The organism is Sedimenticola selenatireducens, assembly GCF_963675335.2.
In the GTDB taxonomy this organism is placed as follows: domain Bacteria; phylum Pseudomonadota; class Gammaproteobacteria; order Chromatiales; family Chromatiaceae; genus Sedimenticola; species Sedimenticola selenatireducens.
In genome coordinates this window covers 1,662,960-1,675,022 of record NZ_CAXXYC010000004.1, presented here as the reverse complement: position 1 = coordinate 1,675,022, position 12,063 = coordinate 1,662,960, and the positions used below count along the sequence as shown (strand labels likewise).

11 protein-coding genes are annotated in these 12,063 nt (G+C 50.4%); 3 read left to right on the top strand and 8 right to left on the bottom strand.

The annotated features are described in order from the left end of the window. Positions 1–8 precede the first annotated feature (8 nt). The 8 genes from asnB to ACHZBF_RS18985 form a co-directional block, all read right to left on the bottom strand. Positions 9–1,898, bottom strand: coding sequence for an asparagine synthase (glutamine-hydrolyzing) (gene asnB / locus ACHZBF_RS19020; protein ID WP_321529291.1), 1,890 nt, complete (start codon positions 1,896–1,898; stop codon positions 9–11). Beyond that, entirely contained in the window at positions 1,886–2,728 is an 843-nt protein-coding gene (locus ACHZBF_RS19015; RefSeq protein ID WP_321529290.1) for a class I SAM-dependent methyltransferase, read from the bottom strand. The genes asnB and ACHZBF_RS19015 overlap by 13 nt, the downstream gene beginning before the upstream one ends. Continuing rightward, positions 2,715–3,518 (bottom strand): glycosyltransferase family 2 protein, encoded by an 804-nt coding sequence (locus ACHZBF_RS19010; protein ID WP_273439533.1) that lies wholly within the window; start codon positions 3,516–3,518, stop codon positions 2,715–2,717. Before ACHZBF_RS19010 ends, ACHZBF_RS19015 begins: the two co-directional genes overlap by 14 nt. After that, positions 3,515–4,630, bottom strand: a complete 1,116-nt coding sequence (wecB, locus tag ACHZBF_RS19005) for a non-hydrolyzing UDP-N-acetylglucosamine 2-epimerase (RefSeq protein WP_321529289.1) — start codon at positions 4,628–4,630, stop codon at positions 3,515–3,517. The genes ACHZBF_RS19010 and wecB overlap by 4 nt, the downstream gene beginning before the upstream one ends. 28 nt (positions 4,631–4,658) lie before the next feature. After that, positions 4,659–5,828, bottom strand: coding sequence for a DegT/DnrJ/EryC1/StrS family aminotransferase (locus ACHZBF_RS19000; RefSeq protein WP_321529288.1), 1,170 nt, complete (start codon positions 5,826–5,828; stop codon positions 4,659–4,661). Beyond that, positions 5,828–6,406: an acyltransferase gene (locus ACHZBF_RS18995; RefSeq protein WP_321529287.1), complete on the bottom strand. Its 579-nt coding sequence runs from the start codon at positions 6,404–6,406 to the stop codon at positions 5,828–5,830. The genes ACHZBF_RS19000 and ACHZBF_RS18995 overlap by 1 nt, the downstream gene beginning before the upstream one ends. A gap of 2 nt (positions 6,407–6,408) precedes the next feature. Continuing rightward, a complete protein-coding gene (locus ACHZBF_RS18990; protein ID WP_273439537.1) occupies positions 6,409–7,458 on the bottom strand; it encodes a Gfo/Idh/MocA family protein in 1,050 nt (349 codons plus the stop codon). A 124-nt stretch (positions 7,459–7,582) separates the two neighbouring features. Further along, positions 7,583–7,939: a MarR family EPS-associated transcriptional regulator gene (locus ACHZBF_RS18985; protein WP_273439538.1), complete on the bottom strand. Its 357-nt coding sequence runs from the start codon at positions 7,937–7,939 to the stop codon at positions 7,583–7,585. Between the two features lie 335 nt (positions 7,940–8,274). Between ACHZBF_RS18985 and rfaH the strand changes: the two genes are divergently transcribed. The 3 genes from rfaH (at position 8,275) to lpxL (ending at position 11,837) form a co-directional block, all read left to right on the top strand. Continuing rightward, a complete protein-coding gene (gene rfaH, locus ACHZBF_RS18980; protein WP_321529286.1) occupies positions 8,275–8,769 on the top strand; it encodes a transcription/translation regulatory transformer protein RfaH in 495 nt (164 codons plus the stop codon). A 376-nt stretch (positions 8,770–9,145) separates the two neighbouring features. Continuing rightward, positions 9,146–10,900 (top strand): lipid A export permease/ATP-binding protein MsbA, encoded by a 1,755-nt coding sequence (gene msbA, locus ACHZBF_RS18975; RefSeq protein ID WP_321529285.1) that lies wholly within the window; start codon positions 9,146–9,148, stop codon positions 10,898–10,900. Between the two features lie 7 nt (positions 10,901–10,907). Further along, positions 10,908–11,837 carry an LpxL/LpxP family Kdo(2)-lipid IV(A) lauroyl/palmitoleoyl acyltransferase gene (gene lpxL, locus ACHZBF_RS18970; RefSeq protein WP_273439541.1) on the top strand — a complete coding sequence of 310 codons (930 nt, stop codon included), beginning with the start codon at positions 10,908–10,910 and terminating at the stop codon, positions 11,835–11,837. Positions 11,838–12,063: the final 226 nt, after the last annotated feature.

The window sequence follows — 12,063 nt, the reverse complement described above, 5'->3', positions numbered from 1 at the left end:
AACGTTGCCTATACTCCAAACTCACGATGCCACAACTCTAATGAAATTGCTCCCCACGATATCCTACCACCCACGCCTTGATTAGATAACATGCCTTCTAGTGCTTCCCGGGTATAGATTCCTCGCTCTTTGCTTGACTGGCTAAGTAAGATGTCTCCAAAATAATCACGGACAGGTCCCATTTTCATCCATTCCCCAAGAGGGACCGGAAAACCCATCTTGTCCTTGCGTTTCATTATTCTGGAAGAAAGCAAAGCGTGGGTAGCTTTCTTGAGAATGTGTTTGGGACGGCCGCCCTGAAACTTCAAGGGCGGGGGCATAGAAGTGACCAAGTCGACTATTCTGGTATCCAGCAACGGAACCCTGGACTCGAGAGATACAGCCATACTTACCCGGTCTTCCACTTGAAGAAGCGCGGGTAGCAGCGTTTTCTGGTCGAAGTGGGTCATCTTGTTGATATAGGAAAGTGTATCGGGATGATTAAATACCCCCTGAAATGTCGCAAAAAGCTCATCACGGTCAAAACTTGATAATAGCTCAGGGGTAAGATACCCCTGTAGTCCCTGACTGCGGTCGATCATGTGGAAATAGCGCGCATCCATATCTTCGAAAAGCCCGCGACTTAGAAACTGGGACAGTAGCGGATGGTATTGCTTCAACATCGGAAGCTGCGGAATAATCGACTCAAGGGTAACCAGGTGTTTACCCTCTTCGTTGGTTTCAAAAATAGCCCCTTTAAGCGCCTGTTCCAGATATCCCACGAGGTAGCGTGCATAACCACCAAATATTTCATCACCACCCTGCCCACCGAGCACCACTTTTACGTGTTCCGCGGCAAGTTTACTGACACGGTACTGGGGAAACAGGCCGGGTCCAGCCAAGGGTTCATCCAAAGCATAAATAAGTCTGGGCAGGTCGGACACGAATTCATCTGCAGTGGGAACTACCTCATGGTATTGACCATTCACCTCTTTCGCCACCAGTTTCGCATAGGACGATTCATCGTATTCTATCCCTTCCGCAAAACGTCCATGGAACATGGGTACGTTTTCTCCAAGGTGTTGAGCGGCCAGAGTACTGACAATGCTTGAATCTATTCCACCGGAAAGATAACTGCCAAGCGCCACATCTGAGCGCAACTGGAGCCTGATGCTATCCTCAAGCAAGGATCGCAGCCGATCTACAAAGTATTCCTCCGTGTGGTATTGATCTATATGGTAGTTGGTATCCCAATAACATTTTTCCTCACGAACCTTATTACCAACGCCGTAAAGAAAGAAACCCGGTTTAAGTTTGTAAATACCTTTAAACAGTGTCTTTTCTTCCAGGCAAAACTGGAATGTCAGATATTGTTGCAGGCCCTCATCGCTTCGTTGCGCGTTTATTCCCGGGTGAGCAAGAATCGCTTTTATTTCCGACGCGAACACCCATTCTCTTTCAGTGCTTGAGTAGTAAAACGGCTTAATTCCAAAAGGATCTCTTGCCGCTATCCAAGTATTTTTCTCGCGGTCATGGAATACAAATGCAAACATTCCATTTAACTGCGACAGGGCATTGCTTCCCTCCTTTATAAGCAACTGAAGCAAAACCTCAGTATCTGAAAAAGTCTCAAAGTGGGTCCCTCTCTGGATTAGGGATTGCCTTAACTCAAGATAGTTATAGATCTCGCCATTGAAAACCAGTGTGTAACGTTGGTCAGGTGAACACATTGGTTGTTGACCATGCTCAATGTCGATAATGGCGAGTCGTCGGTGCCCAAACAAAGCTTGTGTTTGAATATGGAGGCGACCTTTACCATCTGGTCCGCGATGAGCAATCCTGTCGAGCATCGTATCAAGTACAGCCTGCCGATCATCCAGGGGACGATCGCAGGTCAATATACCTGCTATTCCACACATGGCTTAACCACCGACGCGTAGACCATGAACCCAATATGGCCATCCAGCCATTTATGCAAACAATGGGGAATTTTAAACGGTAAAGCTCTTGCCGGAAAAAAATGGAGGTAGGTTTCTTTAACGTCAAAATGTTTTTCCAGCATCGCAGCAAATTCACCGCGGGAATAACACTTTCCAAGTGGGTTTTTGTCACCATCATAAAGACGAACAATTTCGTTAACGTCTTTTTCAAGGAAGATATTCTCCCGACCTCGCCCCTTGAGTCCGCCACCAATCGCAGCCAGCGGATATCCAATCCACCTGATATATGGCCATAGTTTGAGTATAGGATTTCGATAGTAAACCGAAATGCTGGCTGTTCCTCCCGGTTTCAGTATGCGTGAAATCTCGGCAACGGCCTGTTCGGTATCCGGTGTGTGATGAATAACTCCCTGACAGTTCACATGATCAAAACTGGCGTCCGGAAACGATAGTCTCTCGGCATTTTCCTCCCTCAAATCCGCGTCGATTCCATAGGTATTCAGCCGTTTTTGCGTATTCTCCAACGCCGCTGGCGTTAGGTCGGCTGCAACAACATGTGAAAGGCCACGCATCGCAAACTCCGCCGTCCAGAATCCGATGCCACAACCTAGATCAAGAACGCGCATATTCTGCCCATTCGATCTCGGTGGTGGCAGGAAACGCAGGTCAAATTCACCCGCGAAGCAGTCATGGATATAAACGTTACGATGCTCCTCAAAAAACTCTTTACTGCCCGCAGCGTAATCCGACTCCCCGGTCCACAAGGGATTCTCACTCCAGAAACTCCGTACCTGCTCAAGGTCTGTCATTGGCCACGCTCCAGCTGCGGTGTCTATTCCTGATACTCTGACGCCATCCTCCCCAAGGCCAATGATAAAGCAACGTCATTACCATATAGCCTAATGTCGTAATACTACTCACCATCTTGCTCGCACTCTGCTTTTGATCATACCGGAGCAGAAATGGAACCTCTCCAAATTTTGCGCCTATCAGCTTAAGCTTTACGAGTTTTTCTAGCGTACAGGTAAATCCCAGACCCTTTAACTGAATAAAATTATTCCCATAAAAGGATATGGCCTCTTTTATTGTCTCGGCACGATAACCGCGGAATCCGCATGAATATTCCCGCAGATTCGGGATGGGGAAAAATACTTTCATAAACAGGTTAGCGCTACGACTAATAAAACTACGATAGCGACTCACACCCAACTGGCCTCCACCCGGCACAAAGCGCGAAGCAATTACGACATCGCATCCGCTACGAACTTTTTCAACAATGGACGGTATAAATTCGGGCTCATGAGTGTCATCACAATCAAGCCTTACAATTACATCATCACCCCGCACAAGCTCCGATGCCATTTCAAACAGATCCCTGGAAGATTCCCCAAGACCACGGTTGATTTTGTGAGTAATAATATGAACAGGCATTTCATGTGAATACTTCTCTAACAGCGCCTGTGTACTGTCATTACTCCCATCGTTGCACACGATTATTTTATAATCTTCGTCCATTTTTTCGAGAACAACCTTTAATTTTGGCATCAATCTCGGTAACGACTCTTCTTCGTTATAGGCGGGCAGTAAAACCAGAATCATTTTAGGTCCAATATCTGTTGAATTATTTTTTCTGCCGCATCACCGCGACCGTATGGATAATCTGCTTTGGTATCCGGACATTTGACTGAGTCGAGGGCTGCAAGGATCCTCTCTGAATCGGCGCCAGCCAAAACATTCCACCCCAACTCTACTGTCTCAACCCATTCAGTTTCGTCTCTCAAGGTAATGCATGGAACATCATGAAAAAAAGCCTCCTTTTGCATGCCGCCAGAGTCTGTAAGAATTGTGTGCGCACTCATTTCCAGGCGTTGCATTTCAAGATAGGGAACCGGATCGACAATATTCAAGCCTTTCAGAAAATCGCCCCCTATCGTTTTATCAATTACCTTTCTTGTGCGTGGATGCAGGGGCATGATAACGCGCCATTTTTTGCTTATTTGCTGTAAGGCAGACAATATGCCTCTCATACGAGATTCATCATTGGTATTCTCTGCCCGGTGAAGCGTACAGAGTACATACTCACGCTCAGACACTTTCCATCTGGACAAGTCTATCTTGTCATGAACCTCATCAGAATAATGCTGAATTACATCCAGCATCACATCGCCAACATTGTGTATGTTTTGCAATTCCCTGCCGGTACAAAAAAACGGATAACCCTCAGCCTTCAGGTTATTGATAGCTCCCTGTGTAGGGCAAAACAGCACTGTCGAAATTCGATCTGTTAAAACACGATTTACTTCCTCAGGCATGGCCAGGTTGTTCGATCGTAACCCCGCCTCGACATGAATAAGAGGTATGTGCAATTTTGCGGCAACGAGCGCCCCCGCTAATGTTGTATTTGTGTCTCCATAAACGAGGACCCAGTCGGGCATCTCCATTTGCGTGACAGACTCTAGCTTTTCCAGCATCCGGCCCGTCATAACCCCATGACCAACTCCTGACACACCAAGATGGTGGTTTGGTTTTGGAATACCGAGCTGTTCAAAAAAAACATCCGACATATTTGAATCAAAATGTTGCCCGGAATGCACAATGACCTCATTAATCATCTCATGCTGATTCGACTGGTTGTACTGGGCAATTATCCGACTGAGCGCCGAGGCCTTAATAAACTGCGGTCGTGCTCCAAGAATAGTGAGTATTTTCATTTTCCAAGACACGTCATTTCAGAAATCTTCATGGCCGCCTTCGCAGGAGAACCCCTGTGATTTGTTCCTGAACCTTACTGTCAAGCTCAGGGTGCATCGGAAGACTGACGACACGGCTTGATACAAACTCCGCAGTTGGGCACAGTCCCCGGCTTGAATTTTCTCCACGCCCAAATGCCGGTTGTAGATGAAGCGGAACGGGATAATGCACTGCAGTGGGAATCCCCGCCTCTTTCATTTGGCGAATCACTGCATCACGATTATCTACCTGTATCGTGTACTGGGCAAAGACAACGGTATTACCGGACGCAATATATGGCGTTATTATTTTGGTCTCAGTAATATCTTGCTTGCATTCAGATACACCAGCCCCCCCCTCACCACATTTTGATTGCGCTTGAGAAGTTATCAAATCGGTATATCGCTGACCTATAACCTGTCGCCTCTCCACCTCCCAGTCAAACCGCTCAAGTTTTACCAGCAGGATCGCCGCCTGCAATGTATCAAGCCGGCCATTGATCCCTATCTGTGGATGGTGATATCGCCGATCCTGTCCATGGACGCGTATCTCGCGCATTGCCTTGGCCAGTTCATCGTCATCGGTAAAAAGCGCTCCGCCATCCCCATAGCCACCGAGTGGTTTGCTTGGGAAGAAACTGGTCGAACCGATCGTACTCAGGCCACAGGACTTACGACCCTTGTAGGTGGCACCAAAGGACTGAGCTCCGTCTTCGATGACCGGCAGGCCGTGTTTATCGGCAATGATATTGATCGCATTCATATCCGCACATTGCCCGTACAGACTCACTGGCATAATCGCTCGCGTCTTTGTTGTAATCGCTGCTTCGATTTTTTCCGGATCAATGTTATAAGTTCTGGGATCGATATCCACAAACACTGGAGTGGCTCCCAACAATGCGATCATTTCCCCGGTGGCGATAAAGGTAAACGGTGTGGTGATCACTTCATCGCCCCGGCCAATGCCTAGCGCCATCATGGCAATAAGCAGGGAATCCGTACCACTGCTTACCGCAATGCAGTGTTTTACACCCACATAATCCGCAAGCTTTTCCTCAAGTTCAGCCACCTCTGGCCCCATGATGTACTGCCCATGCTCGAGCACCCGATTAATGCGCTCCTGTATCTGCGGCTTGAGAGCTTGATACTGGGTTTTAAGATCAATAAAAGGAATGCTCATCAGCTCACTTGCTCCAGATTTTTGCCGTTAAGAGTATAGCGTTGCCCACTGTGCGGACAGGTATAATCACCAACACCTTCTAAGGGCAGGTTAATCTGTTCACCAAATTCACTCATCCAACCGACTTGTCGTGCAGGAACGCCCACCATCAAGGCATAAGCAGGAACATCTTTGTTTACAACTGCGCCCGCGCCAATAAAGGCATAAGATCCGATGATCACCCCACACACAATCGTGCAATTTGCACCCAGCGTCGCGCCTTTTTTGACCACTGTGTCACGGTACTCATCCTTTCTTTCAATCAGTGACCGAGGATTGTAGACATTGGTAAATACCATACTGGGACCACAGAACACACCGTCTTCCAAGTAGACATTGTCGTAGACTGAGACATTGTTCTGGATTTTGCAGTTATCGCCAATTGTGACTTTGTTGCCGACAAAAACATTCTGCCCCAGTGAACAATTCTTGCCGATCCGTGCGCCAGCACAGACATGGGCAAAATGCCAAACACGGGATCCATCACCAATGACGGCACCCTCATCTACAATTGCACTCGCGTGAATGGAATATTTCATTATTAATACTCCAATGGCAGCGATACGGTATTTCCATCGCGCGCTGAAAGATAAGCTGCAATCAGCAGTTCAAGTGATTTCAATCCTTCCCGTCCATCAGTCTCAGGGTCCGCCTCTCCACGCATCACCTCAATCACATTTTTGTAATAGAGCGGATGCCCGAATCCATACACAGAGGTGGTTTCGTAGTTGGCGGTCTGGATATGCTCATCATAATCGCAAGATTCATCAAACTCCCACTGCTGGATATCATTGACCGCGACCCCACCCACTCGCACGGTACCTTTCTCTCCAAGGATCGTAATGCTCCCCTCCAGGTTTTTTGGGTAGGTCAGCATGGTGACGCTCATCGAGCCCAGCGCACCGCTACGCCAACGAAGGTTCAGGACGCCGGTATCTTCCACCTCAATATCCCGGGTGGTACTCATCATTGCCTGGACTTTATCCACCGGGCCTATCAGCCAATCCAGAAGATCCACATAGTGGCTGGCCTGATTCATAAAAGCCCCTCCATCGAACTCCCAGGTACCACGCCATTTCGCCTGGTCGTAGTAATCCTGGGGGCGAGTCCAGAATACATTCAGGTGGACCATGTGGATCTTGCCAAATCGTTTCTCACCGATGGCGCGCTTGAGCAACTGCAAAGTTGTATTGCGCCTGTTCTGTTTCACCACAAAAAGCCGCACATTAGCCTCATCACACGCTCTGACCATGCGCACACCATCCTGCCAGCGGGTCGCCATGGGCTTTTCAGTCATCACATGGACTTTATATCGTGCGGCCAGTACGGCCTGGTCCGGATGAATACCACTCGGTGTGCAGAGGACCACCATGTCAAGCTTCTCCACTTTGAGCATCTCTTCGAGATGCTGGTACCCGGGCACCTGATATCGCTCCATGTGTCCGGCGAGCACTTTGGCGTCGTTGTCACACACGGCCGCCAACTCAACATTTTCAGCATGCGTTTCAATGGAACCAAAATGATTTTTGGAGATGCGACCACAACCGACAATGGCAATACGTAATTTTCTATCTTGAATAATTGGGAACATTTTCTTGTACTCTTAAAATTCAGATATTATCTGATCACTGCTGGTTCGGAGGACGCCGCGCATTCTCGCTACAAGAGTCGATCCATCGACGTACGCTATCTGATACTCTGACATCAAACATCCCTCACCCCCCGTTTATCCGCATCTGCTCAATATCTTTTTCAAGCGTTTCGATCTCGGCCTTCAGCAATTCATACTCCCGCATCTTGCGCTTGAGAAAACGAGTGGTGAGCGCTGCTTTTTCCGCAATACCCATTGGAGTCAGCAGATAGACATAGCCCATTTTATTTTTACTGCTTTGGAAGTTGTGGATCTTAACGAGGCCCTTCTCTATCAGGGCGCGCATGCAGTAATTCACCCCACCCAGACTAATTCCCAGCGCCTCGGCAATCTCACGCTGAGTCATGTCAGGATTCTCTTCCAGAAGCCGCAATACGCGGAACCGGGTATCTTCTTGTACTGAGGCAGGACGACTCGCCATGGGTTGTGATATGACCGCTAACGTTTGCTTCGGGCAGGCTACCGCACGGATTTACGCTTATCGCAAACCCGGAACCACGGCATTGATTGGATGACCTGCAAGATTGGGAATCTGTTCAGTCGTGAACATGATAACCGATTCCACCGGACAGGACACCCCCGAAAGGTGATCTTGCGCCCATTCCGACGCTTGAATAAGTATCTTTCTGGATAACAAGTACCCCGCCACATAAGGGCATCCAGTACCGCCTTTTGCGTTCAATAGTTGAACATTCGCAGATTTATCGCCAATATACGGCTCTGGAGAGAAACATCTCTTTCAGAAAGGGAATCCGGATGAGTAATCAAACAGCCTGGCACCTGATACACACAAAACCACGTCAGGAAAGAACCGCTCGTGAGCAGCTGGAAAGACAAGGTTACACCACTTATCTTCCCGAAATCCGCCAACCGAGCCAGGCTCGTACCCCCACCGCCCCCCTTTTCCCTCGTTATCTGTTTATTCGCCTGACCGCCGGGCTGGATGACTGGACCCCCATTCGATCGACCCGAGGGGTAAGCTCCCTGGTGCGGGTGGGGATGAACCCAGCCATAATCTCCGATCAGTTGATCACGGCCATCCAACAGAGGGCCGAGGCTGATGGCCTCCACAGGCCACCAGCCAAAACCTTCAATAAAGGAGATCGGGTAAGGCTGGTAAGCGGCCCGTTTGCCGATTATGAGGCCATTTTCAGCGAGCAACGCGCGGAGAACCGGGCGATTATCCTGCTTAATCTGATTGGCCAGCAGAATCGTATCGAAGTGCCAACGGATAGTATTGCCACGCTTTAGCGTGGCGTTGGGTGCGTGGTGCGTCTTCGCGGTTATCAGCGACGAAATATTCAATTAATCCCGAACCGATATAATTATTAAACCATCCCAGATTTCAGATGGGATGCCGGCCGTGGAATATGTCGGGTCACACCTACCGGCTAACACGACCTGCGAATCCCGGGAAATATGGGGCGGAAGCTTTGACGCACCCGCGGATTTTCTCAAAAACAGGCACTATGTACTGTTAGACAAACTCCACCCCCTACACAAATCAGATGTATACCGAAAAACCGGTGCACCAGACAGGGGTTTTCGGTTATCATGCGCCCTGCATCATCTCCAATAAGCCTTTTTAAACAGCCACTTAATGACGCCTGGCGCAACAGCCGATCACATGACATCCCTCGCCCAGTACAAAAGGCTCCTGCAACATGTCCGCCCGCATTGGCGGATATTCCTGGTTTCCATCCTGGGAACCATCGTACTGGCGGCCACCCAGCCCGCCATGCCCTATCTGATGAAGCCCTTGCTGGACGGCAGTTTTGTCGAAAAAGATCCACAAATGATCATCCTGGTACCCCTGATGTTGATCGGTCTGGCCCTGATCCAGGGCCTGGCGACTATTGTCAGCTCGGTTGCCATGGAGTCTGTGGCCACCCGGGTGGTGCTCAATCTGCGGGAGTTAATGCTGCAAAAGCTATTGGTCCTGCCCACCCGCTTTTATGACAATCATTCGGCCGGCGTGGTGCTATCCAAGGTGACCTACGATGTGGAACAGCTCACCAGCTCGGCCTCTTCCGTGATCGTCACCCTGGTCCGGGACTCGGTGGCCATACTCGGCTTGCTGGGCCTGATGCTCTACCTCAACTGGAGACTGACGCTGATCGCCTTCGCGTTAATCCCCGCCGTGGCATTCTTCGTCCGTGTAGTCAGTAAGCGCTTACGCATAATCAACCGCTCGCTGCAGAAACGCATGGGGGAGATGACCCATGTGCTGGAGGAGGTGATCGCCGGCAACAAGGTAATCAAGTTGTTCGGCGGCCATGCACATGAGACAAGCCGCTTCTTCGAGTCGGCCAACAAGGTACGCCAATTCAAAATGAAGGCGGCGCTTGCTCACAACAGCAGTGTTCAGGTAAATCAGCTGCTGGCAGTCTGTGGTCTGGCGTTATTGGCCTACTTGTCAGCCCAACAGTCGGCGACCGGCAGCTTTACCGTCGGCGAGTTCGTCGCCTTCTTTGGCGCCATGGCCATGATCCTGTCGCCGCTGAAAAAGCTCACCAGCATTAATAATGAACTGCAACGGGGACTTGCCGCAGCTGAAAGTGTATTTGAACTGCTTGATGAGCAGCCGGAGCCGGACCAGGGCAAGATCGATCTGCCGTCACCTAATGGATTATTGGAGTGGCGTGACCTGGAGTTCCACTATGGGGAGCACAGGGAGCAAAGCGAGGATAAGGCAACTCCCACCCTGGGCGATATCCAGCTTAAGGTCGCACCGGGTGAAAACATTGCGCTGGTCGGCCCCTCCGGCAGCGGCAAAACCACCCTGGCCAGCCTGATACCCCTGTTTTACCGGCCCAGCCGCGGCCAGATCCTGATTGACCAGACCGATATCTGTGACCTGCCTCTATCGGTGCTGCGTGCCAACGTCTCCCTGGTGTCCCAGGATGTCTTCCTGTTCAACGACAGCATTCGCGCCAATATCGCCTACGGCATCAACAGCCAAGCCACGGATGAGCAGATCCGGGAAGCGGCCCGTGCCGCCAATGCCCTGGAGTTCATTGAGCGGATGCCGGAAGGACTCGACACCACCATCGGGGATAACGGGGTCAGACTCTCCGGCGGCCAGCGCCAGCGCCTGGCCATTGCCCGCGCCCTGCTAAAGGACGCCCCCATCCTGATCCTCGATGAGGCCACCTCCGCCCTCGATACGGAATCCGAACAACTGATCCAGGAGGCGATGGACCGACTCAGATCGGGCCGGACAACCATCACCATCGCGCACCGACTCTCCACCATCGAAAACGCCGATCGTATCGTGGTACTGAAAGATGGGCATATTGTTGAATCCGGCTCCCACAGTGAACTGCTCGCTCAAGGCGGTCTTTACAAAAAACTCCATCAACTCCAGTTTTCTGCTGGATAAACACCGCATGACAACCGAAACTGCACAGCAAGACAGATTCCCCTGGCAACGTTTTATTCACCCCCGTTTCTGGCCCACCTGGATCGGACTGGGAGTCCTCAGACTGCTCAGTCTACTGCCCTTCAACATCCAATTGAGTATCGGCCGACAACTAGGCCGACTCGCGCGATACCTGTTACCACGACGCGTACATATTGCCCGCACCAATATCAGCCTCTGCTTTCCTGATCTATCTGCCGAGCAACAACAACAGCTGCTGAAAAAACATTTTGAAGCGATCGGTATGGGGATTTTCGAAACCTCCCTATCTTGGTGGGGTAGTGATGATGAACTGAAAAGCCGGGTCAGGATTGACGGCCTTGAACACATTAAACAAGCCCGTGAAAGCGGCAAAGGGCTACTGATGGTCACCGGACACTTCAGCATGATGGAATTGACCGGACACATGCTGGGCCTGCACAACCCAACCGGCGCACTGTACCGTCCCATGAAAAACCCGCTGTCGGACCTGCTGCTGCTGCGAGCCCGCCAACGTCGACTAGGCCCCCTGCTTACACGGGACAACACCCGAACCATGACTCGCTGCCTGCGTCGTGGACAGGCGATTTTCTACGCCTATGACCAGAACTACGGCCTGGATCATGCCCTGTTTATCCCATTCTTCGGTATCCCTGCCGCCACTATAACCGCCACCTCGCGCTTTGCCGCCATGGGCAAGGCGACGGTAATCGCCTATTTCCCCAGGCGTCAGGCTGATGGCACCTATGTTATTACCGTGCACCCCCCACTCGAAGGATTTGGTGCCGGTAATGACGAACAGGATACCCGGCACCTCAATACCCTGCTGGAGCAGGCGATCCTGGAAGCACCAGAACAATATTTCTGGATTCACCGACGATTTAAGACGCGACCGGCCGGGGAACCCGCAGTTTACTGAAATATCTTGTAGCAAGGGAAGGGAGCAGTGAGTGTTTATATACTCACTCGCAATTAATAGTGGACCGACAACAAACCAGTCATCATACGCCACTACAGATCCATAATTTTATAAATCATCGTAGCGACCGGCAGAAAAGTCGCAATGACAGCGCGGGACAGTAGAATGCTTCAAATGAGATGCAACCGTGACACGATTTTCATCAACAGGAAGAGCGCAATACCGC